This is a genomic window from Acinetobacter lwoffii, from assembly GCF_024129855.1.
Classification (GTDB): Bacteria; Pseudomonadota; Gammaproteobacteria; order Pseudomonadales; family Moraxellaceae; genus Acinetobacter; species Acinetobacter lwoffii_L.
This window is the reverse complement of record NZ_JAMXXC010000016.1, coordinates 23683-48658: the sequence shown is the minus strand read 5'-3', so window position 1 is coordinate 48658 and position 24976 is coordinate 23683. Positions and strand designations below refer to the sequence as shown.

Genomic DNA, 24976 nt, shown 5'->3' with positions numbered 1-24976 from the left:
ATATAGATATAGCTTGGGGAGATCTCGGATGGGATTTTTGATTTTATGTTTGGTCATTGTGGCACTGATTGTCGCGATTATCATGATCCGCAACAGTATTGTCCGTCATCATAACGCCACGATTCGCGCCTGGTCGGATGTCGCCAGTTATGAACGGCAAAAACTGAAAATTCTGGATGGGCTGCAACCGCTGGTCGAGCAATACTCGAGTTTTGAAAAAGGCACGCTAGAAAAAGTCACCGAACTGCGTCAGAACATCATGAACCTGAATATCAAGGATGCCGATATTGGACAATTACAACGCATTGAAAGTCTGAACAAACAGTTAATGCATAGCCTGAATGTCGTGATTGAAAATTATCCGGAACTGAAAGCCAATGACATCTATCTGAAAATGATGGCTGAAATTGAAGAACAGAATGAAAATGTCGGTGCGGCGATTACCATTTATAATCGCAATGTCGAGCTGTTTAACAACCAGATCCAGATTTTTCCGCACAACATCATTAATAATATGTTACTCAGAAAAAAAGTGGTACGTCCATTCCGTGATCAAAGCGTGACACAGAATTTTGATTACCGTCCGAACTTTCACTGAGTGAACAGCAAGATCTGATAAAATTTTGCATCCTTGGCGCATTAACTTATTATAAAAATAGCCAAGGATGCGGCTGTACCTATCTAAAACTTATAATATAAAGAATAAAAATTATGCTGGATTATTTAGAGCACTTGCAACAGACGCTGGTCGAGGAATTTTATCGGTTATACGACCATTATCAGGATGATCAAATCTATGCCTGTAGTCTGGTCTTTGACGAATTTTTACTGCTGGATGATCTGGCCATTTCGACTGAACGCAGTATTTTTAAAGATCCGGAATATCTTCAGCAATATCTGGCGGAACAGGATCGCTGGAATGTCCGGAAATGGCGTTATCGGGCACATGCTTTGCCCCACTCTGGACTCATTCCCTTTAAAACCTTGCTGGCCGATTATTTTAAAACCCAGCACAGCTTTGGCCATCCGGTATTGGCACAGCAAAAACAGCTGCACGCGACGCATCTGGATTTATTGCTGGAGAGTTTTAAACAGGCCAAACATCGTCTTTCTGAGGCCTATGGTCTGGATCTGGATAGCATCCTGTTTTTCATGAGCCTGCCGACCCAAGTCGAATTTGAATGCCAATCTGCGCAGACCCTGAAGCCTGAGCATATTCATTTACAGAAATTTCTGGCATCCAGACAAACTACTCATTTACCTGCCATGCAGAAACGCTTGAAACTCTCGCAAAACGACAAGGATATTCTGATTGATCTGGAGCAGATGCTGGTAATGGAGCCTTATGACTATCTGCAAGTGGCGCAAGATGCCTATTTGCTGACCTTGGAATCCTACTTTGTCGATAGCAATATTTATATCCAGAAACTGATCCAGCATATCGCTGCAATGGCCTCCGAGCCGGATGGCAGCTGCGCCCTTAGCCGGGAAGATATCCAGCAGCGCTTGCAGCAGTTTTCTCCACATCCGCCAATATCTCCGGATGTTCCCTAGCTTCAGCGATAAATAAAATTACAGAGCGAATGCTCTACAATGCTGGCGTTTAGTGTAAGAATCAAGGAAAATAGCGCCCTTTAGCTATAACAATCAGCGAACTGTTTTTTCGCCTTGATGTGGAACTCCTATGAAGTTTGAAAAATTAGGTCAGTCGGGCCGTGCCCGTCGTGGTCGTTTAACGCTTGAACATGGTGTGGTTGAAACCCCGATGTTCATGCCTGTGGGTACGTATGGTACGGTCAAGGGCCTGTTGCCACGTGACATTAAAGAGATCAAATCTCAAGTCATTCTGGGCAATACTTTCCATTTGTATCTACGTCCAGGACTGGATGTAATTCGTGAACATGGCGGCCTGCACGGATTTATGAAATGGAATAGTCCCATTTTGACCGATTCAGGCGGCTTCCAGGTCTTCAGTCTGGGCGCAATGCGTAAAATTAAAGAAGAAGGTGTGACCTTCCGCTCGCCGATTGATGGTTCAAAAGTATTTTTATCTCCTGAAATTTCAATGGATATTCAGCACACGCTGAACTCTGACATTGTAATGATTTTTGATGAATGTACCCCGTACCCTGCGACGCATGAAGAAGCGCAAAAATCGTTGCAACTTTCTTTACGCTGGGCCAAACGCTGTAAAACCCAGCATCATGACGTGCTGAAAAACCGTAATGCGCTGTTCGGTATTATTCAAGGCGGCATGTATGAAGATTTACGTGATGAATCTTTAAAAGGCCTGCTAGAAATCGACTTTGATGGTTATGCGATTGGCGGCCTGTCCGTTGGTGAGCCAAAAGAGGAAATGATCAAGGTACTGGATTATCTTCCAGAAAAAATGCCTGCAGACAAACCGCGTTATTTGATGGGTGTCGGCAAGCCTGAAGATATTGTGGAAGCGGTACGTCGTGGTGTGGATATGTTTGACTGCGTGATGCCAACCCGAAATGCACGTAACGGTCACTATTTTGTGACAGACGGCTTGGTGCGGATCCGTAATAGTAAATATCGTCATGACCAGAGTCCACTCGATCCGCATTGCGACTGCTATACCTGCCAGAACTTTACCCGTGCCTATTTATTCCATCTTGAGAAATGTGGAGAAATGCTCGGCTCTATGCTCGGTACAATTCATAATCTGCGCTATTACCTGCGTTTGACTGAAGCGATGCGTGATGCATTAGACAACGGTACATTTGACGAATTTGTTCATGACTTTTATGCCCGCCGTGGCCTGGAAGTGCCACCTTGTCCGCAAGATTAATCCATCAGTATTTGCGCTGAGGAAAAAGACAATGTAAATTGCAAGAATATGTCAATTTATTATCGAGTTGATCACCAGTTTTTTATTTTAGGAAAATGTAATGAGCCTTTTTATTTCGACTGCTCACGCTGCAGGTGAAGCTGCACAACAACCAAGCATGATGGCGAACCTTTTGATGATTGCTGTTTTTATTGCAATCTTCTATTTCTTGATCTGGCGTCCTCAATCTAAACGTGCCAAAGAACACCGTGCTTTGGTCGACAGCCTTGGCGTTGGCAGTGAAGTGGTATTTGCAGGCGGATTAATGGGCAAAATCACCAAGATTGAAGGTGACTTCGCAGTGGTTGAATTGAGCCGTGGTGTAGAAGTCAAAGTTCAACGTGCAAGTGTGATTTCAGTCCTCCCTGAAGGCACTTTAAATAACCTTTAATCAAAAATAGTCGTGCCCTCGCACGACTTTTTCATTTTAAGAAGAAAACGAATGCGTTACCCAGCATGGAAATATGTACTGATCCTGGTTGTCCTGGTGATCAGTACCTTATATGCCCTGCCAAGTTTGTATCCAGATGAACCTGCTGTACAGATTTCGGGTGCCAAAGCCGGTACTCAAATTGATGCAAGCATCGTACAAAAAGCAGAGCAAATTTTAAGAACTGAAAATATTGCCACCCATGACAATAGCTTTGGCAACAATGCAGCTTTATTACGTGTAGATTCAAGTGAATCGCAGCTTAAAGCTAAAGAGGCTTTACGTCGTGGTTTAGGTGATGATTACGTGGTTGCATTGAACCTTGCCCCGACCACCCCAGAATGGCTGCAAAAAATTGGTGCCAAACCAATGAAGCTCGGCCTGGATTTACGTGGTGGTGTTCACTTCTTGCTTGAAGTGGATATGGACAAGGCCATTTCCCAGCGTATGGAAACCTCTGCGACGGATCTACGTCGTCAGTTGCGTGATAACAACCTGAAATTTAATAGCCTGAATTTAAGCAACAACACCATTGTAATGCAGTTTGCCAACAATGATGACCGTTCTGCAACGATGGACTTCTTGCGCCGTAATGGCAACGAGTTTACCCAGCAGGCTGTTGCGACCGAGACTGGTTCGACTTTACGTTTGAACTATACCGATGTGCGTAAGCAAGAAATTGAATCTTATGCAGTCAACCAGAACTTGACTACTTTACGTAACCGTATTAACGAGTTAGGTGTGGCAGAAGCACTGGTGCAAACCCAGGGCAGCAACCGTATTGTGGTTGAGCTTCCTGGTGTGCAGGATACCGCTGAAGCGAAACGTGTCTTAGGTCGTACCGCGAACCTCGAGTTCCGTCTGGTGTCTGACCTGAATGATCAATATATTGATCCATATACCGGTCAGGCAACGGGTGCATTGCCACCAGGCACAGAAGTCTTTGCTTATGAGTCACTGGACAGTGGTCGTCAGCTCCTCTTGAACCGTAACCGTATCTTAACCGGTGAACGTGTTCAGAATGCATCAAGTGGCTTTAGCCAAGACACAGGCGGTGCTGAAGTTAACATTACCTTGGACAGCGCAGGCGGCAAACTGATGTCGGATGCCACCCGTAATGCGGTGGGCAAACGTATGGCCGTCTTGTTCATCGAGAACAAGCAGCGCATTAATTATGTGGAAGACCCCGCGACCGGCACTCAGACTGAAGTTCGTACCCCGTATACTGAATCTGTAGTCATTAACGCTGCAACCATTCAGGCAGTACTGGGTTCTCAGTTCCGTATTACTGGCCTGGACTCGCCGCAAGAAGCTGCTGAACTTGCCTTGATGCTGCGTGCAGGTGCGTTGGCTGCGCCAATGTATTTTGTTGAAGAACGTGTAATTGGTCCAAGTCTGGGTCAAGAAAACATCGATAAAGGTGTACTTTCAACTCAGATCGGTTTCCTTCTGGTCGCCATCTGGATGGTGGTATTCTTCCGTCTGTTTGGTGTGATTGCCAACTTTGCCTTGGTCTTTAACCTGGCGATGATTCTGACAGTCATGTCTTGGATTGGCGCTTCCCTTACCCTTCCGGGTATTGCCGGTATCGTCATTACCATCGGTATGGCGGTCGATGCCAACGTACTGATCTGTGAACGAATACGGGAAGAAATGAAATGGGGAGCTTCGCCAAAACAGGCGATTGTGGCCGGTTATGATCGTGCCTATAACACCATTTTCGACTCGAACTTGACCACATTCCTGGTGGCGTTCATTCTGTTCGCGATTGGTACAGGTCCGATCAAAGGCTTTGCCGTAACCCTGATGATTGGTATTGTCTGCTCGATGTTTACTGCCATTACAGTAACGCGTGCCGTGGTACAGCTCATTTATGGCAAAAAACGTAACTTGAAAAAGTTGAGCATTTAAGGAGATCACTGATGACTGAAAATACTCAACTGAATCAAAAACAGTACGGTCGCCCGGAAGACGAACGCATTATTCCGTTTATGAAGATTGCGATGCCTGCGGCATTATTTTCAATCCTCTTAACCGTTGCGAGTATCTTCTTTATTGCCACCAAAGGCCTGAACCTCGGTTTAGACTTTACCGGTGGTGTGGCAGCCGAATTAAACTATACCAATCCGGTCAAACCTGAAGATGTCTCCAAGGCATTGAACCAGGCAGGCTTTAATGATGCTGTGGTTCAGACTTTAGGTTCTGAACGTGACCTGATGGTGCGTATGCCGGTTCAGGAAGATATCGAAGCTGAAGACCTGACCAAAGCTGTTACAGCCGCAGTTCAACTGCCAAATAATGCGGCAGAAGTACCGAAGGTTGATGTCGTCGGTGGACAGGTCGGTAATGAGCTCTATGTTCGTTCTGGCGGTGCTGTGGCACTTGCGCTCCTGCTGATGCTGGTCTATGTCACCATCCGCTTTGAGGTCAAGCTGGCTATGGGTGCAGTATTGTCACTGTTCCATGATATCGTCGTTACCCTCGGGATTTTTGCGATGATGCAGTGGCCATTTGACCTGACTGTACTTGCAGCACTCCTTGCAATCATCGGTTTCTCACTGAACGATAATATCGTGGTCTCTGACCGTATCCGTGAGAACTTCCGTAAGATTCGTGGTGCAGAACCGGTCGAAATCATTAACATTGCCCTGACTGAAACGCTGCGTCGTACCATTCATACCTCTATGACCTTATTGCTGGTGGTGCTTGCCATGATGCTGATGGGTGGTGATGGTCTGAAATGGTTCTCGATCGCGATGTTTGTTGGTGTCTTTGTCGGGACCTATTCGTCGATCTATATCGGTACAGCCTTTGCCTTGTGGCGTGGTCTAAACCGTCAGGACTTTATTGTTCAGGTGAAGCCAGAATTTGAAGACGAGAACCAGATTCCATAATCTGTTCTGTTTCATGTTCATCGTTCAGCCCGTCTTATGATGGGCTGAATTATTTCTTTTGTTTGAATATGTGGCAGTGGGAATAATCGAAATGACTGGATGGATTTTCTCAATATCAGTTTTCTGGAAAACCACCTTTCTGCTTTCATCCAGACTTTGAAATTCATAATGATCCTGAGTTTCACTGACCAGTTGCAAAATGAGCTGCAAGCCATTGAGCAGATACACACAGAGTATGCCTGCAGTGGATAACTCGGCCTGTTTGTCACAAACCAGCCACCAGCCCGGTTTTAAGCTGGGAAAATAATACCGCCCTGCTACCTGAATCGCATAATGCTGTGATTGCAGATGAAAAATATCCTGATTGAATGAGAGCGCTGAATCTATGGGAATAAGTGTGAATGCCTGCTGTTGTACCACCTGCATCTGAAATAGTCCACCTTGCTCTAGAGTCGGAGATAATTCAACTTTCAGCTCATCCGACTGATCTAGAATGAACACATCTAGACCCAGTTGTTGTTCCAGCTCCCTTGCTGCTTTTTCCCCGATTTGGCGTTTACTATTCAGCAATTGCGCAATATATGAGGCTGACAAGCCAAAATGCTCACAGATCTCTTTGCCAGTTTTAAATTGCTGCGTCTCGATCAGCAGATCAATCACCTTGGCCAGATTATTTCGTCTACGTTCAAATATTTCGGTGGCGCTCATCTTGGTTTGCTGGTCTATTTTTTATGCATGTGATTCAAATACCTTACAATAAAAAAGCCCGCAATTGAATTGCAGGCTTTTTAAACTTACATAAGGGAAATTAAGTACCCTGTACCAGACGGCGTGCGCTGATAATTCCCGGCTGCTGCTCTAGACGAGCCAAAAGCTTGGAAAGTTGTGCCAGACCTTTGACTTCAATCAACAGCTTCATATTGGCAATACCATCCGCTTCCGAAATGGTATTCACCTGACGGATATTGATCTGATCCGAGAAAATTACTTGCGTCAGATCTTTGAGCAAACCGCGTCGATCATAAGCTTCCACCACAATCTGCACACTTTGACCACGAGTCGGCTGCATTTCCCAGTCGGCTTCTACCGCACGTTCAGGCTCTTGGGTAATCATGCGCACATAGTCCGGACAAGCGACTTTATGAATGCTCACACCACGATTCAGAGTGATATAGCCAGCAATCGATTCACCATGCACCGGTTGGCAACATTGCGCGACATGTAGTTCCACGTTATCCAAACCATCGATCAGAATCCCGTGCGCTGACAGTGTATGACTGGCACGCGGGTTCAGGGCAGGTTTTAGCACCAGTTCAGGTTCGTCCTGATCCAGATGCATGTGACGATTCACCTGATTAATCAGGGCATGCAGGCTGATATCACCATTGACCAGATTGACCAGAATATCATCACCAGTTTTGACATTGAAGTGGTTGCAATAATCACTCAGATCAATCGATTTCGGATGAATTGCCAGACGTGACAATTCTTTGTTCAGTACTTCACGGCCGACTTCCAGGTTCTTGCTACGATCCTGCTGACGGAACCAGTGACGCAGCTTGTCCCGCGCACGGGCAGTCTTGATATAACCTAATGAATTGACCAACCAGTCCCGATTCGGTTCCCGGTCTTTTTTGGTCAAAATCTCGACCTGCTCACCTGTTTTCAGGGTATAAGTGAGTGGCACATAGCGCTGATTCACCCGTGCGGCATAGCACTTGTTCCCGACCTCGGTATGCACATGATAAGCAAAGTCGAGTACGGTCGAATCACGTGGTAGCTCTTTGATATCGCCATCACGACTAAACACATATATCTTTTCGAAGCCTTCAAAATCTTGAATATGCTCAAAATTCTCTATTTCATCTTCAGATTCTTTATGTGCACTGCTTTCATTACGTTCTTGATAATGCTCAAGTACCGCACGTAAGGAATGCAGACGATGGTTAAAGGAGCGATCTGTGGTTTTCGCGCCTTCTTTATAATTAAAGTGTGAACACACCCCAAGTTCAGCTTCGTCATGCATTGCATGAGTACGAATCTGCACTTCAAGTGACTTATTCTCGGCAATCACCGCAGTATGTAAAGAACGATAACCATTGGCTTTCGGATTGGTAATATAGTCATCAAACTGATGCGGAATATGGCGCCAGATCTGATGCACAATACCTAAAGTGTGATAACACTCCGGCACACTTTTCACCAGTACCCGTAAAGCACGAATATCATAGAGCTGGTCAAAGCTCAGGTTCTTGCTTTTCATTTTTCGATAAATCGAATAAATGTGTTTCACCCGGCCATTAATTTCAGCTTCGATACCATGCTCGGCCAATTCATTGCGTAATTTATCAATCACAAACTGAATATACTGTTCACGCTCCAGACGCTTTTCATTCAGTAAGGAAGCAATTTCTTTATAACGTTCCGGCGCAAGATAACGGAAAGCCAGATCTTCCAGCTCCCATTTCAACTGGGCAATACCCAAGCGGTGTGCCAGTGGCGAGTAAATGGTCAGAATTTCTCGGGCCACCCGTTCCTGACGCTCACGCGAGGAATTGGCCAGTTCACGCAAGGCATAGGTACGTTCGGCAAGCTTGACAAGAACAACACGTACATCTTCGGTGACCGAGATCAGCATTTTGTAAATGCCAGACAGATGTTCACGCTGGTTATTATTGAAATGATCTTCCAGGCGTTTATTTTTTTCGATCAGCTCAGACAGCTTACCCATGGCAAGCGTACCTTTGACCAGGCTATGCACCTGTTCGCCGAACTGTTCCAATACTTCACTGAGTGGCATGACGCCTTCACGAACAGCACGATACAACATGGCTGCGGACAAAGTATCTTCATCGACATGCAGATGCGCCAGAATATCCGCCATCTCAATACCAGTATAAAAGGTATTGGAGCGGTGCTGAACCGTACTTTGCAGCTCTCTTTCTAATGTTAAGTGGGCGACTTCTTCGAGCTGCGTTAAAGGTGCGCCATCTAATATGCCACGAACCCGATCCAACCATTCAGTCAGATCCTGGTGTGCTTGTTCGGCATGTTCTACAGTCGTCTCCTGTGACAACTCATTGAGTCGTCCAGGGAGTTGCTCACGTACTGTGACCATACCCGTCTCCTACTTTTAAAAACATCATTTCTTTAATCGTTTATTTGATTTTCTTTTTCGAACAATGCGATTGATTCAACATGTCCAGTATGTGTAAACATATCCATCACGCCCGCTTGGGTGAGACGATAGCCCTGTTGTACCAAGAGTCCTGCATCTCTGGCGAGTGTCGCAGGATTACATGACACATAAACGATTCTTTTAGCTCCAAACTGAGGGATATAATGCATCACTTCTTCTGCCCCGGCACGTGGCGGGTCGATTAATAATGCATCAAAACCTTGATTTGCCCAAGTGTGGTGCGAGAAATCTTTGGTTAAATCTTGTGAATAGAACGATATTTGTGCAATACCATTGTTTTTGGCATTTTCCGCACCACGTCGAACCATTTCATCACTTCCCTCGACCGCAATCACCTGACCCGACGCACCAACACGGCGCGCCAACGGCAAAGAAAAGTTTCCTAATCCACAAAACAGATCCAGAACCCGTTCACCCTGTTGTAGCTGAAGCAAATCACATGCCAATCGTACCATTTGCGGATTGATGCTTGAATTTACCTGGGTAAAGTCCAGAGGATTAAAGCCGAATTTCACATCAAAGTCATCAAGACCATAGTGTAAGCGTGCAGATGCTTCTGGATCATCTATCCGCGAAAGTGTTTCTTTGCCGGCAGGCTGCAGGTACAGTTGCCAACCTTTCTGTAACGTAAATTCGCGCAATTGGTTGACATCACCGGCAGATAATTTTGCAGTTTCACGCACCAGCAGTGCAATGTCCTGATCCCCCATGGCCAATTCTATATGACCTATGTCAGCCTTACCATTGAGACCTTGCAGCAATTGTTTAAGACGTGTAACCGAGCCAAACTCGCGATCCAAGATCATACAGCGATCAATCGACGTGAGTTTGTTGGACTGATTTTCACGAAAGCCCACCACCAGCTGATCCTTGGAAGGCAGATAACGCACCCCGATTCGGGCTTTACGACGATAATCTTCACGTTGTGAACGTAAAGGCGGTAGCCATTGATCGGGCTGGATTCCGGCAAAATGCTGAAGATGTGATTTCAGCACATTCTGTTTCAGTTCAATTTGCGCATCCGCAGCAATATGCTGCATATTACAGCCACCACAAACGCCAAAATGTGAACACACCGGCTTCACGCGAATCTCAGAAGCGTCGCTCAACAATTCAAGGCTGTCAGCTTCTTCTAGCTTCTTAACTTCGCGGGTAATGCGGGCACGCACGGTTTCACCCGGCAAGGCATAACGGATAAAGACTTTCTTGCCATGTTTATGCTGCGGATGATCCGGATGTGAACCATAATGAGCGATGCCACGTCCCTCATGCGATAGTGACTCAACCTGAAAAATGTACTCGGGTTGCTGGATAGGACGTGCTTGTGCTCGATGTTTCATGAAAACCTAGGGTGTGGAGATGGGAAAATCAAATTGGGTAAATTCAGTTCTTTGCGAAGTCTCACGCCAAACTGATAAAAAGTCCGCATGCTGCGGTTGAGTTTGCAAATATTGAATCGTGCTTTGCAGCAAATGCTGATAATCCGGCAGTAACAGCTGGCCTTTTAACAGCAACCAGCGGATATACACCAACCAGGTATTCAGGACATCACCTTCACAATAAGACGTCAATTCGGTCCATTGCTGATTGCGGACATATTCCGGAACCCGATAGGCTCCGTCACCGCGCTTGCCTGGATAACCCAACAAATGTGCAACATCGTCCAGCTTCTGGAAATGACGGGCATGGAACATGGCCATCACATCCATAAGATCGACATGACGATGATGGTAACGATTCTGGTAGTTATTATAACGCTTTTGCGTATCAATTTCGCCCTGATCGAACAGACTTGGCGCAGATAAGCCATGATACATGGCCCGGTATAAAACTACTGGTAAATCAAACTGTGAGCCATTCCAGCTGACAAGGGTCGGATGTCGCTTGTCAAAAATCGACAAGAATTTTTTCAAAATTTCTGCTTCAGAATGCTGTTCTCGGCTAAAGGAAAACAGCTTCATGCCCTGCTCATCCATCCACAAACCGGAAATACAGACGATTTCATGCAGCGGCAAACGCTGAAAATCCGAGCCTGAATCCTGACGGCGTAATTTGGTCAAGGCCTGATCCAGATCTGCTTCGGGCAGGTCCAGACCAAACAGATGCGCGCCTGATTTGAGATCGGTTTGGGTTTCAATATCGAAAGTTAAAACAGGCAGGCGCATAAAACAGTGCTCAAATAATTATTCAGGATCTTGTACAGAGAATAACCCTGTAGACAAGTAACGGTCACCACGGTCACAGATAATACACACAATCACTGCATCCGGATGTTCTTCCGCCAGTTTAATCGAGGCCCACACTGCCCCACCAGAAGAGGTTCCGGCACTGATGCCTTCTTTCTGTGCCAGCTTGCGCATGGTTTTTTCAGCTTCGATTTGTGGAATATCAATAATGCGATCCACACGGCTACGGTCGAAAATGGTTGGCAGATATTCTTCTGGCCAGCGACGGATTCCGGCAATACTTGAACCATCAGATGGCTGTAAACCAACGATCTGAATATCAGGATTCATTTCTTTCAGGTATTTCGACACACCCATGATGGTGCCGGTGGTGCCCATAGAACTGACAAAATGGGTAATCTTGCCACCGGTTTGCTGCCAGATTTCTGGACCCGTGGTCAGGTAGTGTGCTTCGACATTGTCCGGGTTTCCAAACTGATTCAGCACTAGACCCACGCCATCATTCTGCATTTGAGCAGCAAGATCACGTGCACCTTCCATGCCCTGCTCTTTGGTTACTTCAATTAGCTCGGCACCATACGCACGCATCGCGTCCTTACGTTCCTGACTCATATTGTTCGGCATGATCAGCTTCATTTTATAGCCACGCATTGCTGCGACCATCGCCAATGCAATCCCCGTATTTCCGCTCGTTGCCTCAATCAGGGTGTCACCCGGTTTGATCTGCCCACGCTTCTCGGCCTGCATGATCATATTATAGGCCGGACGGTCTTTGACCGAACCTGCTGGGTTATTGCCTTCGAGTTTCGCGAGTACTGTAGCTTGAGTGTGACTTGCCAGACGCTGTAAACGCACCAGCGGCGTTTTGCCTACATAATGGTCTAACAAAAATTCATCTGCTTGAAAATCAGGGATGGTATTACTCATTATTTGCACCTATATCGAGGTGCGGCTATTGTATGAAAAAATGCTTTTCCCTGCACCCATTTAGCAAGGCTTTTTCAGAAAACTCACTAAAACTCACACAGTATCAAGCCATAAACTACATTTCCCGATAATTTAGCCAGGTGAAGCAGCTCGCTAATGAAGATGAAAATACTATTTCAGTCTGGCACTTTTACAGATTGAAATTTCGTGCGTCTTAGTCTTGCTGTACCTGAGCAAAATTAACTGAAATCTCTTGTATTTTTAACTGCTAATCCGAAGCTTTATAAAAATTATGCTTAAATTTTAACTGTCGATTTAAAGCATGCTAATATGCCAGGCATAAAGAAAATACTGCTTAAATCATGTCAACGATCAACAAAAAGCTGTTTAAACGCCTACACTTAAATCATGCCTATGGACAGCTGATTGCGCTGATTTTTGTGCCGATTACCATTTTGGCCTGTGTCGGTGCCATGCTGGTGTTGACTGAGACCTCGAATGCCGCACGTGCCCAGCAGAAGCAGATGGCCATTGCGATTTTAACCCGCTTTCAAGGCACTTCAGAATATGCACTGGATATCTTGAATCTGTATCCATGGCAATATGACCAGGCCCACAATGCCATGCAGAACATGCTGAATGAAAAGCATCTAGTTCGGGCAGCGGTTCTGGACGAAAATGGCAAAAACCGTTTGGGCATCGGCTTTCAGGAACAAGCGCCTTGGCCAGAATTTGAGAAAAGCGGTAATTTTGTTGGCCCGATTCTGCATCAAGATAATCATATCTATGCCATTAAAGTGAATGAAAACACTTTTTCTACCGGCTGGCTGGCGATCGAACTGGATAACCAGCCGCTAGCAATTGCCCGTTACCGGGTACTAATCGTACTGATTGCGACCGGATTACTGACCTTATTATTGTTATTACTTTGCTTGAATTTCTACTCACGGCGCTGGATCGCCCCAATGTATGAGATTCGCATGCAATTGCAACGCCTGAATGCCGATACCCTCGGCCAGCATATGGTGATTAACAGCACCGGCGAGCTGCGTTTATTGCAACGTGATATCGCCAATGTGGTGAAACGTTTGCATTTCAGCTTTCTGGAACTGCGTGAACATACCGAACAGACCGAAGACGATTTACGCCGCACCCTCGACACTTTAGAAGTCCAGAATATTACCTATCGTCAGGCACGCGACCAGGCGATCTCGGCCAACCAGGCCAAGTCGGTGTTTCTGGCCAATATTTCCCATGAATTGCGCACCCCGCTGAACAGTATTGATGGTTTTATTCATCTGTTGTTACGTCAGGGCAATCTCAGCAACGAGCAGAGCCTTTATTTGCAGACTATCCGTAAGTCTTCGGCGCATTTGCTGGCACTGATCAATGATGTTCTGGATTTTTCCAAAATTGATGCCGGCAAACTGGAACTGGAAACGGCACCTTTTGATCTGGAAGAAGCGATTTTTGATGTGATGGACATGTTGTCACCTCTGGCAGCACAAAAACATATTGATATGGCCTTCTATTATGCAGATGGTGTGCCAAAACACATTATTGGTGATGCGCTACGATTTAAACAGATTCTGACCAACCTGATTTCCAATGCGATCAAATTCACTCCGGATGGAGAAATCATTGTCCGGGCACGCATGGAACATGATGGAATGGATCAGTGTGTGCTGCATTTTAGTGTACAGGATAGCGGCATTGGCCTGAGTGGTACCGACCGTAAAAAGCTGTTTGAGTCCTTCTCGCAGGGTGATACCTCGGTGACCCGTCAGTTTGGCGGTACCGGTCTTGGTCTGGCAATTTCCAAACAGCTGGTCAGCCTGATGCATGGCCAGATTGGTTTTGAAGACAATCAGGAACGTGCTCCAACCGAAAAAGGCTCTACTTTCTGGTTTACTGCCCAGTTCCTGGTCGATGAAGATACCGTGATTGAGCATCCAGATTTTAGCGAATTGACCGTGGTGTCTTATCTTGCACATCCGGCAACTGCGAATGTGCTGCGGCATTATCTGGAAAATTATCAGGTTAAACATATTGAATGTGCATCAATTCTGGATCTGTTTAGCCGTCTGAATCATTTACAGAATAGCGAAAATACCTGGCTGATCGTCGATCATAGTGGTGACAGTGAAGTCTTGTTACGCGAAATCCGTTCACGTTACCAGGGTCATCTGGCTGTCTATGGTTATCAGATGCAACTGGATCCAAGCATGCTCAATGACCATCGTGCCCGTGCCCTGCATCAGCCACTTAGCCGCAGCGCGCTGATTCAGTTACTCGGCAATCAGCCGGTCTTCGACCAGGAACAGCATGAAGAATTTAATGGTCAAGGCCTGCATATTCTGGCCGTTGATGATCATTTGCCGAACCTGATTGTTCTGGAAGCCCTTCTGGGCGAACTCAATGTCACCACGACCAAAGCCCTCAGCGGGCAGGAAGCGATCGATATTATTCAGCGCCGTTATGAACAGAAACAGCCAGCATTTGATCTGGTCTTTATGGACATTCAGATGCCAGTCATGTCGGGAATTGATACCACCCGTGCCATTCGCTCATTGGAATCGACTTTTGAAAATCATAACCGCCTGCCGATTATTGCACTGACGGCACATGCGCTTTCTGATGAAAAACATAAACTGCTGCAAAACGGCATGGATGATTATGTCACCAAGCCGATCCAGATCGAGCAGATTATCCAAATTTTGACGCACTGGACCACCGAGCATTTTAAACGGATTCCGGTGCTAGAACGTGCCAATGTGATTGATGCCCTAGATCCAAATATTCTGGACTGGCAGCAAAGCCTGCAACTGGCAGCCAATAAGGAAGATCTGGCAGTAGACCTCTTACGCATGCTGGTGGACAGCTTTGCAGATGAACTCGATGAAATGCAGCAACTGATTGAACTGGAAGATTTTCCACAACTGGAACATGTGCTGCATCGTTTATACGGCGCGACCCGCTATGTCGGTGCACCGACTTTACAGAAAGTCACCGGTGGCTTTGAACAGTTCGTTTCAACCCTGCGCAAAGAACGCCGTAAGGCCGATGAAAACTTTGTTCAGGACGTGCTGAAATATTTTGATGAACTCAAAGCCGTGGTTGAACAGGTTGAACAGGCTGCCCAGCAAATTTTGAAGCAACATTTGAATTAAACCTCTGAAGTGGCTCAGTCCATGACTTAAGAAGTGTGACTGAGCTGTCATGCAAGCCTAAAGGCTGCATGCTATGCTCAAGCCAGGAAAAATAAGGAAGAATGCCATGTCACTCGTGCGCTTGGAAAAAAATAACGGCATTGCCACTGTTACACTGAATCGTCCGGATAAACGCAATGCCATGAGCTTTGCCCTGCTGCGCGAACTGGTCGCGACTGCACAAAAAATCAAAAAAGATAAAAGCATCCGATGTGTGATTTTAACGGGAGAAGCCCAGGTCTTTAGTGCCGGTATTGATCTGGCAGATTTAAATAATCCTAAAAATCGTGCTTATGCCGCATGGGAACTGATCCGTCCGGGTCAAAGCTTATTTCAAAAAGCATTTCTGGTCTGGCAGGAATTGCCAGTCCCAGTGATTGCAGCGATGGAAGGCTTCTGTTTTGGTGCCGGCATGCAGCTTGCTCTGGCCGCAGATATCCGCATTGCCCATCCTGAGACCAAAATGTCAATTATGGAAACCCGTTGGGGACTGGTACCAGACATGGGACTCAGCCGCTCACTGAAAGGCCTGATTGGTATTGATCTGGCAAAAGAGCTGACTTTGACTGCCCGGATTTTTGAGGGCGAATATGCCAAAGAAATCGGTCTGATCACCCATGTCGATGAACAGCCATTGGCGAGAGCACAAGCCTTGGCTGAAGAAATGCTGCAACGTTCTCCAGATGCCCTGATGGCTTCTAAATTTGTACTGGATGCCATGCAGCATCGTCCGAATAAATCCCTGCGTATGGAAAAAATCTGGCAATTGAAATTGCTGCTGGGTAAAAACAGTCAATTGGCCCGTAAAAAAGACAAGAACCCAGAGGTTCAATTTGTGCCACGCCAATACAAATAAGTCGAGTCTGAGTCAAAGCAAGGAATAAGAGAAAGTATGCAATTGAATCTTGATACTAAAATTGCCTTCTTAGGGATGGGATTAATGGGCGCTCGCATGGCTATGCGTCTGCTTCAGGCAGGTTTTCAGGTGGCGGTCTGGAACCGTACACCTGCGGCCTGTTATCCGCTGTTAGACTTAGGTGCGACTGCGCTATCTTTAGACCAGATTGCAGATTACCCGGTGATACTCACCTGTCTGGCAGATGATCAGGCAGTGCAATCTGTTTTTGCTCAGATCGAACCGTATTTGCTTACGGAGCAAGTGATTGTGGATTTTTCCAGTCTTTCGGTACAGCAAACTCAAGCACTTGCCGCGCAAGCACAGGCCAAGAAAGTAATCTGGATTGACTCTCCAGTTTCAGGCGGTACCGCCGGAGCTGAACAAGGCAGTCTGGTGATTTTTGCCGGTGGTAATGCCGCGACTATTGAAAATCTTAATCCGATCTATGCAGTACTTTCACAACGCGTGACCCGCATGGGTGATACGGGTACCGGTCAGGCGACTAAAATCTGTAATCAGCTGATTGTGGCTGCCAATAGCACCTTGATCGCAGAAGCGGTCGCCCTTGCTGGACTTGCCGGGGTGGATACACGTTTACTGGCGCCTGCGCTGGCGGGTGGTTTTGCCGACTCCAAGCCTTTTCAGATTCTGGCACCGCGTATGGCCACGCAAACTTTTGAACCGGTGCAATGGAAAGTACAGACCTTATCCAAGGATCTGAATAATGCCGTGCAACTGGCACAAAGCTTTGACCTGGATGTTCCGGTGGCGACTCAAGCTTTAACGCAGTTACATGCTCATCAAGCCCAAGGCTTTGCCGAAGCAGATCTGGCTACTGTAATCCAGCAACTAAAACATTCATAACGCTTGATTGATGCGGCCTTGAATATTGAAGAGAAAGACATGATTAAACTTGCCGTCAACCTGTCGATGATTTTTACCGAAGTGCCGCTGATCGAACGTTTCGCGCTGGCTCGTGCACAGGGCTTTAATCATGTGGAAATCCAGTTTCCTTATGAACTTACGATTGGCCAGATTCAAAACCAGCTCAGCACCCATCAGCTAAACTTATGCCTGATTAATGTGCCGGCAGGTGATTTAATGCAGGGCGGTCATGGTCTGGCTGGCATTCCAGGACAGGAAATCGAGTTTCGTCATGCGGTTGAGCAGGCCATCCAGTATGCTACCGCATTGAATGTACCTCGGGTGAACATTCTGGCAGGAAAACAGCCTAGGGATTGTGATCTTTTACCCTGCCTGAATACGCTGGCGAGTAACCTAAAAATGGCCTGTTCAATGCTGCTTGAGCATCAAATTGAACCGGTCTTCGAAATGATCAATGGCACCGATATGCCACGTTTTTTGATTCAAAATGTTGCCCAAGCCCAGGAAATGCTGGAAGCGGTACATCATCCGGCCTTAAAAATGCAGTACGACTGTTACCACATGGCAATGATGGGCGAAGATGTCTTAGAAACTTTGCAAGAAAATATTGCCTCGATTGGTCATATCCAATTTGCGGATTGTCCGGGACGGCATCAACCCAATACGGGTTCAATTCAATATCATGATATATTTCAGTGGTTAAAACATAGTCAATATCAAGGTTATGTCGCTGCCGAGTATAAACCTAGCGGACATTCCAACGATTCCTTTGACTGGAAAGCTGAGTTCTTTCCGGAGCATGACTGAGTGGACTGCGGCTTCATTTGAAATTCAGGACTAAAACCGCTATATTAGACCATGCATAATTGTTAGGAAATTACACTCCCCATGAATTTAGAACCATCGCCCAGCGCTTCTAATTCTCACGATCTTACTATGAATTCAAATTCTCAAGCTGTACAGGACTGCTTAAAAGTCGTACATGCTGCACTTGAAGATGTAAAAGCAAAAGAAATTGTTGAGCTTGATGTCAGCGGTATCAGTAATGTGGCTGATGCTATGGTCATTGCAAGCGGTACATCGACACGTCACATCAAATCATTGGCCAATAACGTTGCTGAAGAAGCACGTAAAGCTGGCTTCCGCCCTCTTGGTATTGAAGGCGAACGTGATGCTGAATGGATCCTCATCGACCTTGGTTATGTGGTGGTTCATTGTATGCTTCCAACAGCGCGTAAATTCTATGACCTAGAAAGCTTATGGCGCAATCCTACAGATACTGACTCTGTAGCGTAAAAACCGAATATTCAAAAAAGCGACCTGTGTAGGTCGCTTTTTTATTGCCTGTTCATCTAACTTTACAAGCATTAATACAACTCAATCTGTTAACTATTTTTCTTTAATTTTCATATTGTCTTATGCACCGATTTGATTGGTATTTTAGGATCAATTCATCATCAACATAGACGTTCGATGATCACTCAATCATCTTTTTTTCAAGATATAAAATAAAAAATCCCCCTTTATTAAAGGGGGACTTAGGGGGATTCTAATGATTTAAATGATTAATGACCCGTACCATTAATGGCTTTGGTCATATCCTCCACCACTTTCTTGGCATCACCGAAGATCATCATGGTCTTGTCATTATAGAACAAGTCATTGTCCAGACCTGCATAACCGGTTGCCATAGAACGCTTGATCACCATAATCGTACGTGCCTTATGCGCTTCCAGAATCGGCATGCCATAAATTGGCGAGGTTGGATCATCTTTCGCCGCAGGGTTCACAACGTCGTTCGCACCAATGACCAGCACCACATCTGTTGCCGGGAAGTCCGAGTTGATCTCATCCATTTCCAGAATGTCTTCATACGGTACGTCCGCTTCAGCAAGGAGTACGTTCATATGACCCGGCATACGACCTGCTACAGGGTGAATCGCGAAACGAACCGTTACGCCCTGCTCTTTCAGCAAGTTAGCCAATTCTTTTACCGCATTCTGTGCACGGCCTTGCGCCATACCATAACCCGGTACAATCACCACGCTGTCTGCATTTGACATCAGGAAGCCTGCATCATCTGCCGAGCCAGAACGGTGATTACGTTGAACCTGTTCACCTGCTCCTGCTGTCGGCGCAGCTGCACCGCCCATCGCACCACCAAACAAAACGTTGATGATTGAACGGTTCATCGCTTTACACATGATGTAAGACAGAATGGCACCTGAAGAACCCACCAGCGAACCCGCAACGATCAACATGTTGTTTTCTAGGGTAAAACCAATACCAGCTGCCGCCCAACCCGAGAATGAATTGAGTAGAGATACCACCACTGGCATATCCCCACCACCGACTGGTGCAATCCATACCCAGCCGAATGCCAGCGCAAGGCCTGTCATCGCCCAGAACGATGTCATATTGCCAGTCAGGAAGAAGTGAACACCAAAACCTAACATTGCAATAAAGATGATTGCCTGAACCGGTTTCACCCACGCACCTGAAATGGTTTTCGCCCATTTCTTAGCAGCCAGTTTGCCGTAAGCAAAGACTGAGGCGGTAAAGGTAATCGCACCCACGAAACAGCCCACAAACAGTTCAAATAAATGAACACGACTCATTTCATGAAAATTGACACCATTGGCAGCCAACAGGTCTGGACCTAGTTCAATCAGTTTGTTGTTGTGAATAATGGCAGCGACAGCAATCAGGACCGCAGCCAGACCTACCAATGAGTGCATCAATGCTACAGTTTCAGGCATCTGGGTCATTGGAACTGTACGTGCACGGGCAATCCCCACGATTGCACCCAGCACCATTGCGCCAATGATCATCCAGACCACCGGATTCTCAGCTACAAAGAAGGTAGTCACGACCGCAATGGCCATCGCGATCATCCCGTAACGGTTACCGGCAATCGCAGTTTTAGGACCTGATAAACCACGTAGCGTCAGGATAAAAAGAACGGCACCAATCAGGTAGAACCAATCCGCATATTCTCGAATCATTTCCATGGATTAACCCTCTTTTTTCTTTTGCTTAGGTTTAAACATTTCCAGCATACGTGCAGTCACTGCAAAGCCACCGAAAATATTAATGCTCGCCAGGAATACTGCAATCGCGCCAAGTACGCTCACCACGTTAATGGTCTGGAAATCCACGCTACCTTCAACGCCAATCACCGGCAGGCCAACGGTCTGAATCATTGCACCGACAATAATGATCGATGACAAAGCATTGGTCACCGCCATCAACGGCGTATGTAATGCTGGTGTTACCCCCCACACCACGTAGTAACCTACGAAAATGGCAAGGACAAAAATCGTAATTGTTTCAACCATGAGTCTTCTCCTTAACCACGTTTCAGCAGCACTTGGCCGCCATGAGTGACAAGTAGGGCTTTTTGAATTTCTTCTTCTGGATTCAGGACAAAATTCTTATCCGCATCAAATAGTGTTTCAACGAAGTTAAATACGTTACGAGCGTATAAAGCAGAGGCTTCAGTTGATACAGTCGACGGAATATTTGGAATACCGAGAATTTTGACGCCGTTGTCGGTATGGACTGTTTCGCCACATTTTGAACCTTCGACGTTGCCGCCAGATTCCACCGCCATATCCAGAATCACTGAACCTGGTTTCATTTTCGCAACTGTTTCAGCACGGATTAAACGCGGTGCATCACGGCCCGGTAAAAGAGCGGTAGTAATCACGATGTCAGCATTTGATACCGCTTTATCAACAATTGCAGCCTGATCGCGAATGTATTCTTCACCCGGCATCCAGCCATAACCATTTTTGGCAGCATCAGCCGCTTTTTGCTGCTCTTCAGCAGACATCGGTACGTCTAACCATTTACCGCCCAGAGATTCAACCTGATCTTTGGCAGTTGGACGCAAATCTGTGGCTTCAACGATGGCACCTAAACGTTTTGCAGTGGCAATCGCTTGCAGACCTGCTACGCCGACACCCATGATCACCACACGAGCCGGTTTAACCGTACCCGCAGCAGTCATCAGCATCGGGAACATGCGCTGGTATTCAGCGGCAGCCAAAAGCACCGACTTATAACCTGCAAGGTTGGCTTGAGAAGACAAGACATCCATGTTCTGCGCACGAGACAAGGTTCGTGGCAAAAGTTCCAATGCAAATGCAGACACGTTTTGTGCCGCGAATTGGTCAAGCTCAGTATTACGGTAAGGATCAAACATTGCCACGATAGTGGTGTTCGGGTTGAGTTTTTGAATTTCCTCACCTTTCGGTGCACGAACTTTTAAAATCAACTGACTGCCGGTGTAGGCATCATCCGTAATTTTGGCACCAACTTGTTCATAGGCACTATCGATATAGGCAGCTTTAACACCTGCACCACGTTCGATAATCACGCTATGTCCTGCGCTGATCAATTTCTTTACTGTCTCTGGCGTCGCAGCGACGCGATTTTCACCGACAACAGTTTCGGCTGGAATTCCGATCTGCATGAGCGTTCCTCAAGCTAATTTTTCTTAAGTAAACATCGTGTAAACGATGCTTCCCCTCAGGATGTGTTCTTGTTGAATTTTTGGATTCTAATCAAACTGTTTGAAATTACCACCTACTATTTATTTAATAAATACCTATATTTTGAACTGATGATTCATAAAAATGATGCTGTGATAGCACATTTATTTAATTCAATGGCTATTCATATTCGATGCTTTTATAAACGATATTCATTCTGCTGAATGAAATATCCAGATTTTTCTGGTGTAAATAAGCGCAGATTTCTGATTTATTTTGTTACATTGATGATTCTGACAATGATTGCTGTATTTCTTGATTCAGAAGCAGACTTTCAATTTCTCTAGTCCCTATAGATAGCGGCACTTTAGCTGCGTCGTTTTTTTAGTTTTGACTTTTTTGACAGATTTAGTACTCAAGCAAGAGCACTGTTTTTAGATGTTAAAATCGTATTTTATGAAATGATAGAATTTGTTTTGAGCAGATCTTCATCAGACAGAATTGATACATCTGACAAAAAAATAATCGCCAAAATTTTATAAGACCCAAGTCTCAAACAGTCAGATAAAGGGTAGAAAAAACCTTGCGTACTATTTATTATATTAATGTACTGAACTTGATTCAAAATGGGAAATCCCATTTTTGCACCAAATTTGCGCAACAAAATAGAGTAAATATTCCACTTTTTTGGCTGAGTGCTTCTTTTTTATTGTTTCTAGATCAAGCTGCGCTTTAATGAAGCAACCCCATTATCAAAAGATAAAAAATTCTGCAAACATTCACTCATATTTTCTATTTAAAATTGCACTTCTTTCTTTAAGCTGCCTGAGTTCTAACGATTTTCAATGCTGGCAATATTTCTCTACTTTTAAAGCGAGAACTTCTGGCCTATAGTGCCCTCAATTTGAACATTATTCTTATTCCTCATTTCAATTCTTCCGGTCTGAATACAAGGTTAGCCCTATGCACACGCCTCTCGATATTAGTCAAAATAAGCCCTTATTATGGCTGATGGCGATTGCATGCGGTTTATGTGCCGGCGCGAACTATTATTGCCAGCCGTTGATTTCATCGATTCAGCAGTATTATCAGGTACCTGAATCACAAGTGGCACTTACTGTCACTTTTGCTCAAATCTCTTATGCCCTGGGCCTGCTGTTTATTGTGCCTTTAGGTGACATGCTAAATAAGACTAAACTGATCCCTTTCCTCATGCTGGGTGCCGCAGCAGGTTTATTTATTTGTGCTAGTGCTGTGAATCTGCCGATGCTCTGGGTCGGCACTATCATTGCCGGACTGTTTTCCGTGGCTGCACAGATTCTGATTCCCTTGGCCACCATGGCGGTCAAACCGGAAAAAACCGGAGAAGTGGTGGGCTTCCTGATGAGCGGATTACTGGTGGGCATTCTGCTCTCAACCAGTATTGCCGGATTATTTTCCGACCTGTTTCACTGGAAAATGATTTATATCGTCAGTGGCATAAGTATGCTGGCCTTAAGTTTTTATTTGAGAGGAAAACTACCGAGCCTGCCACGTCTGAGAATCAGCTATACAGCGATTTTTAAATCTATGGGGATATTACTCAAGCAGGAACCACGACTGGTTTTGCGTTCACTTACAGGTGCGTGTGCTTTTGCTGCCATGAGTATGTTGTTCTCCACCATCGCTCTGCTGTTGACACAGGAACCTTTTCAGCTTTCTGATGTCATGGTCGGACTGGTCACGCTGGTCGGTGTATTTGGCGCACTTTCTACGCAGTTCATTGGTAAATGGGCCGATCGTGGCCATATCAAAATACTGAGCTGGATCGGCTGTTCTATCCTGATGGGGAGCTGGCTGTTTTTATACTTTGGTGCGGTATCCTTGCTCAGTTATATTCTCGGTTATGGACTGATAAATCTCGGGCTCGCAATTACGCACAGCTGTAACCAGAACGTGATTTTCCGCCTGCGCCCGGATGCCAAATCACGGGTCAATTCACTGTATATGACCTTGTATTTTATTGGTGGTGCATATGGTTCAGCCTTAGGGGTTTATGCCTGGCATCACGGTGGCTGGAGCATGACCTGTCTGGCAGGACTCGGGCTAGCTCTGTGTGCCACCCTATTCGCCCTGCTGGATCAATGGCATCAGGCTAAGACAACCGCATAAGTATTTTACCTCTATTTAGCTGACTTGCGCCGCCGGATAATAAGGCTTATTCAGATCAAGAGTTTGTGAATTTTCCAATAAAATACAGATAAAAACCGGCAATAAGGCTGCCAGAATCCGGCAGCTTTCCTCTAATGATTTATAATTCAGCGAGCTGTGATACGTGGCGCCACCCTGCATTATCTGATGGTGCAAGGTAGATAAACGCTGAAATATTCCAGCTAAAATTTCAACAGAATTTCGTTCTTTTAAAGCATTCTCTATATTCTGTTTCTGTGTTTCCAAGTCAACCTGACAGCTTTCCAGGCTAATTTTCTGATGACGATAATCCCAAAAGCTTTGTTCCACATAGGGATTGGCCAAGAGTGAGCAGATCGGCTGGCTGTATTTTTCCCAAAGAATATGATTAATTTTCTGATCCAGATCCTTTTGGCAGAGTGTTTCCAGAAACTGCTGCAGCTTGCTTTGATCTTGAACTAGATCACTCTCATCTGCATAAATCGCCTGAAAGCTGATCCACAGGCTGATAAACTTAAAATCCAGATCCTGATCCAGATCTAGCGATTTTTTAAACCAGCCTAAGCCCCGATGAATTCTTAAATTAAAATGTGCCGAATTTTGTGCTTTATGGCTTTTATAAATTTCCTCCAATAACAACATGATTATTCTCCTTATTTCTAAAATTTTTATCTTCATCTTTCTCCTATCAAAATATACCATTCCAACCTGACTGGGAATTCCAATTTTATTTCTTGTTTCATTCCCTGGATTTACCGGGCTAGCTCAAGTTCGCCGGGTGGTTTTTCTGATTTTATGCTAGTATTACGCCCTCTTTTTGCGACGTCAG

The 24976-nt window shown here is 45.6% G+C and carries 21 protein-coding genes; 12 read left to right on the top strand and 9 right to left on the bottom strand.

Features of this window, described 5'->3' with window-relative positions; genetic code table 11:
• The first annotated feature begins 28 nt into the window (after positions 1-28).
• From NI465_RS11855 to secF, 6 genes are all read left to right on the top strand, one after another.
• Positions 29-598 (top strand): LemA family protein, encoded by a 570-nt coding sequence (locus tag NI465_RS11855; protein WP_071851643.1) that lies wholly within the window; start codon positions 29-31, stop codon positions 596-598.
• Positions 599-711: 113 nt separating this feature from the next.
• The gene (locus NI465_RS11850; protein WP_253145417.1) at positions 712-1554 is read left to right on the top strand and encodes a DUF4303 domain-containing protein; all 843 of its coding nucleotides are present in this window, start codon (positions 712-714) and stop codon (positions 1552-1554) included.
• Between the two features lie 130 nt (positions 1555-1684).
• Entirely contained in the window at positions 1685-2815 is a 1131-nt protein-coding gene (tgt, locus tag NI465_RS11845; protein WP_005252828.1) for a tRNA guanosine(34) transglycosylase Tgt, read from the top strand.
• 100 nt (positions 2816-2915) lie between these two features.
• Positions 2916-3245, top strand: a complete 330-nt coding sequence (yajC, locus tag NI465_RS11840; RefSeq protein WP_004645158.1) for a preprotein translocase subunit YajC — start codon at positions 2916-2918, stop codon at positions 3243-3245.
• Positions 3246-3296: 51 nt separating this feature from the next.
• Entirely contained in the window at positions 3297-5195 is a 1899-nt protein-coding gene (gene secD, locus NI465_RS11835) for a protein translocase subunit SecD (RefSeq protein WP_253145416.1), read from the top strand.
• Positions 5196-5203: 8 nt separating this feature from the next.
• The gene (gene secF, locus NI465_RS11830) at positions 5204-6178 is read left to right on the top strand and encodes a protein translocase subunit SecF (protein WP_171066787.1); all 975 of its coding nucleotides are present in this window, start codon (positions 5204-5206) and stop codon (positions 6176-6178) included.
• A gap of 24 nt (positions 6179-6202) precedes the next feature.
• On the opposite strand, the gene NI465_RS11825 is transcribed toward secF, so the two are convergent.
• From NI465_RS11825 to cysM, 5 genes are all read right to left on the bottom strand, one after another.
• A complete protein-coding gene (locus tag NI465_RS11825; protein ID WP_253145415.1) occupies positions 6203-6886 on the bottom strand; it encodes a S24 family peptidase in 684 nt (227 codons plus the stop codon).
• A gap of 100 nt (positions 6887-6986) precedes the next feature.
• Positions 6987-9296: a RelA/SpoT family protein gene (locus NI465_RS11820; protein WP_044110572.1), complete on the bottom strand. Its 2310-nt coding sequence runs from the start codon at positions 9294-9296 to the stop codon at positions 6987-6989.
• Between the two features lie 32 nt (positions 9297-9328).
• On the bottom strand, positions 9329-10717 hold the full coding sequence (gene rlmD, locus NI465_RS11815) for a 23S rRNA (uracil(1939)-C(5))-methyltransferase RlmD (RefSeq protein WP_253145414.1): 1389 nt from the start codon (positions 10715-10717) through the stop codon (positions 9329-9331).
• Positions 10718-10723: 6 nt separating this feature from the next.
• Positions 10724-11542 (bottom strand): 3'-5' exonuclease, encoded by an 819-nt coding sequence (locus NI465_RS11810; protein ID WP_253145412.1) that lies wholly within the window; start codon positions 11540-11542, stop codon positions 10724-10726.
• Between the two features lie 18 nt (positions 11543-11560).
• Positions 11561-12490, bottom strand: a complete 930-nt coding sequence (gene cysM / locus NI465_RS11805; protein WP_004281649.1) for a cysteine synthase CysM — start codon at positions 12488-12490, stop codon at positions 11561-11563.
• A gap of 362 nt (positions 12491-12852) precedes the next feature.
• Here cysM and NI465_RS11800 point away from each other — a divergent pair, with 362 nt between their 5' ends.
• The 5 genes from NI465_RS11800 to rsfS all read left to right on the top strand — a co-directional run bounded on the left by NI465_RS11800 (position 12853) and on the right by rsfS (position 18778).
• A complete protein-coding gene (locus NI465_RS11800) occupies positions 12853-15660 on the top strand; it encodes a GacS-like sensor histidine kinase (RefSeq protein WP_253145411.1) in 2808 nt (935 codons plus the stop codon).
• Between the two features lie 106 nt (positions 15661-15766).
• Complete coding sequence (locus NI465_RS11795) at positions 15767-16555, top strand: crotonase/enoyl-CoA hydratase family protein (RefSeq protein ID WP_004645147.1); 789 nt, start codon at positions 15767-15769, stop codon at positions 16553-16555.
• A 36-nt stretch (positions 16556-16591) separates the two neighbouring features.
• A complete protein-coding gene (locus tag NI465_RS11790) occupies positions 16592-17461 on the top strand; it encodes an NAD(P)-dependent oxidoreductase (RefSeq protein WP_004645146.1) in 870 nt (289 codons plus the stop codon).
• Between the two features lie 39 nt (positions 17462-17500).
• On the top strand, positions 17501-18289 hold the full coding sequence (locus tag NI465_RS11785) for a hydroxypyruvate isomerase family protein (protein WP_005101810.1): 789 nt from the start codon (positions 17501-17503) through the stop codon (positions 18287-18289).
• Between the two features lie 81 nt (positions 18290-18370).
• Positions 18371-18778, top strand: a complete 408-nt coding sequence (rsfS, locus tag NI465_RS11780; protein ID WP_004645144.1) for a ribosome silencing factor — start codon at positions 18371-18373, stop codon at positions 18776-18778.
• A gap of 269 nt (positions 18779-19047) precedes the next feature.
• Here rsfS and NI465_RS11775 read toward each other — a convergent pair whose 3' ends face one another.
• From NI465_RS11775 to NI465_RS11765, 3 genes are read right to left on the bottom strand one after another with little or no spacing between them, the layout of a single operon-like run.
• Positions 19048-20493 carry an NAD(P)(+) transhydrogenase (Re/Si-specific) subunit beta gene (locus tag NI465_RS11775; RefSeq protein WP_005252850.1) on the bottom strand — a complete coding sequence of 482 codons (1446 nt, stop codon included), beginning with the start codon at positions 20491-20493 and terminating at the stop codon, positions 19048-19050.
• Between the two features lie 3 nt (positions 20494-20496).
• The gene (locus NI465_RS11770) at positions 20497-20820 is read right to left on the bottom strand and encodes a proton-translocating transhydrogenase family protein (protein WP_004281642.1); all 324 of its coding nucleotides are present in this window, start codon (positions 20818-20820) and stop codon (positions 20497-20499) included.
• Positions 20821-20831: 11 nt separating this feature from the next.
• Positions 20832-21959, bottom strand: a complete 1128-nt coding sequence (locus tag NI465_RS11765) for a Re/Si-specific NAD(P)(+) transhydrogenase subunit alpha (RefSeq protein WP_005106077.1) — start codon at positions 21957-21959, stop codon at positions 20832-20834.
• Between the two features lie 982 nt (positions 21960-22941).
• On the opposite strand from NI465_RS11765, the gene NI465_RS11760 reads away from it, so the two are divergent.
• Positions 22942-24129 (top strand): MFS transporter, encoded by a 1188-nt coding sequence (locus NI465_RS11760; RefSeq protein ID WP_253145409.1) that lies wholly within the window; start codon positions 22942-22944, stop codon positions 24127-24129.
• Between the two features lie 15 nt (positions 24130-24144).
• On the opposite strand, the gene NI465_RS11755 is transcribed toward NI465_RS11760, so the two are convergent.
• A complete protein-coding gene (locus tag NI465_RS11755) occupies positions 24145-24789 on the bottom strand; it encodes a hypothetical protein (protein ID WP_005248075.1) in 645 nt (214 codons plus the stop codon).
• Positions 24790-24976 lie beyond the last annotated feature (187 nt).

Bases quoted from the DNA above. Each gene is read 5' to 3' on its own strand.
- NI465_RS11825 (WP_253145415.1), bottom strand. From the start codon at position 6,886: ATGAGCGCCACCGAAATATTTGAACGTAGACGAAATAATCTGGCCAAG.
- secD (WP_253145416.1), top strand. From the start codon at position 3,297: ATGCGTTACCCAGCATGGAAATATGTACTGATCCTGGTTGTCCTGGTG.
- NI465_RS11810 (WP_253145412.1), bottom strand. From the start codon at position 11,542: ATGCGCCTGCCTGTTTTAACTTTCGATATTGAAACCCAAACCGATCTC.
- yajC (WP_004645158.1), top strand. From the start codon at position 2,916: ATGAGCCTTTTTATTTCGACTGCTCACGCTGCAGGTGAAGCTGCACAA.
- NI465_RS11755 (WP_005248075.1), bottom strand. From the start codon at position 24,789: ATGTTGTTATTGGAGGAAATTTATAAAAGCCATAAAGCACAAAATTCG.
- NI465_RS11770 (WP_004281642.1), bottom strand. From the start codon at position 20,820: ATGGTTGAAACAATTACGATTTTTGTCCTTGCCATTTTCGTAGGTTAC.
- rlmD (WP_253145414.1), bottom strand. From the start codon at position 10,717: ATGAAACATCGAGCACAAGCACGTCCTATCCAGCAACCCGAGTACATT.
- NI465_RS11850 (WP_253145417.1), top strand. From the start codon at position 712: ATGCTGGATTATTTAGAGCACTTGCAACAGACGCTGGTCGAGGAATTT.
- NI465_RS11765 (WP_005106077.1), bottom strand. From the start codon at position 21,959: ATGCAGATCGGAATTCCAGCCGAAACTGTTGTCGGTGAAAATCGCGTC.
- tgt (WP_005252828.1), top strand. From the start codon at position 1,685: ATGAAGTTTGAAAAATTAGGTCAGTCGGGCCGTGCCCGTCGTGGTCGT.
- NI465_RS11760 (WP_253145409.1), top strand. From the start codon at position 22,942: ATGCACACGCCTCTCGATATTAGTCAAAATAAGCCCTTATTATGGCTG.
- NI465_RS11820 (WP_044110572.1), bottom strand. From the start codon at position 9,296: ATGGTCACAGTACGTGAGCAACTCCCTGGACGACTCAATGAGTTGTCA.
- NI465_RS11775 (WP_005252850.1), bottom strand. From the start codon at position 20,493: ATGGAAATGATTCGAGAATATGCGGATTGGTTCTACCTGATTGGTGCC.
- NI465_RS11790 (WP_004645146.1), top strand. From the start codon at position 16,592: ATGCAATTGAATCTTGATACTAAAATTGCCTTCTTAGGGATGGGATTA.
- cysM (WP_004281649.1), bottom strand. From the start codon at position 12,490: ATGAGTAATACCATCCCTGATTTTCAAGCAGATGAATTTTTGTTAGAC.
- NI465_RS11800 (WP_253145411.1), top strand. From the start codon at position 12,853: ATGTCAACGATCAACAAAAAGCTGTTTAAACGCCTACACTTAAATCAT.
- NI465_RS11785 (WP_005101810.1), top strand. From the start codon at position 17,501: ATGATTAAACTTGCCGTCAACCTGTCGATGATTTTTACCGAAGTGCCG.
- NI465_RS11795 (WP_004645147.1), top strand. From the start codon at position 15,767: ATGTCACTCGTGCGCTTGGAAAAAAATAACGGCATTGCCACTGTTACA.
- rsfS (WP_004645144.1), top strand. From the start codon at position 18,371: ATGAATTTAGAACCATCGCCCAGCGCTTCTAATTCTCACGATCTTACT.
- NI465_RS11855 (WP_071851643.1), top strand. From the start codon at position 29: ATGGGATTTTTGATTTTATGTTTGGTCATTGTGGCACTGATTGTCGCG.